Here is a 454-nt window from a genome sequence, read left to right as displayed (position 1 = left end):
TGCCGCCTCCGGTGGTCGGCATGAGCAGGGTCGACTGGTAGCGGGCCTGCGGCGGACAGACGATGCCCGCCAGCGCGGCACCCGGGGAGAGGATGGCGCCGGCGCCCAGAAACAGCAGGGCCGCCACACGCAGCCGGCCTCTCGGGTCGGTGCGCATGGCGGCGCTGAGATGAGGATTCGTCGTTGTGTGCATGAACCAGCCCCTGAAAGAGAGAAAGCCTCTCTTTCAACGGCGACCGGCTGGATTCTTCCTCAGAAGGCGAAGCGGGCCTGCAGCCTCCGAGGCCGGAGCCGGCCTACTTCGCCTGCGCCGCGAAGAGCGTCTTCAGCTCCTCCGAGGTGCCGTTGAAGTAGCTCTGGTCGACCTCCCCGTCGATGCCCTCCACGCGGCCCTTCTCCGTGTACTGCCAGAAGTGCCACTGCTTCCACCCCTTGGGGATCCGGGGCTCGGTCT

General features: G+C 67.6%; 1 protein-coding gene. It reads right to left on the bottom strand.

The features are described from left to right. A partial coding sequence (locus tag HUA74_RS45010) for a hypothetical protein (protein WP_174459519.1) occupies positions 1 to 193 on the bottom strand: 193 nt, incomplete at its 3' end. Positions 194 to 454 lie beyond the last annotated feature (261 nt).

The organism is Myxococcus sp. CA051A (assembly GCF_013336705.1).
Lineage (GTDB): Bacteria > Myxococcota > Myxococcia > Myxococcales > Myxococcaceae > Myxococcus > Myxococcus llanfairpwllgwyngyllgogerychwyrndrobwllllantysiliogogogochensis.
The sequence above is the reverse complement of the archived record's forward strand: the minus strand, read 5'-3'. Positions and strand labels throughout refer to the sequence as shown.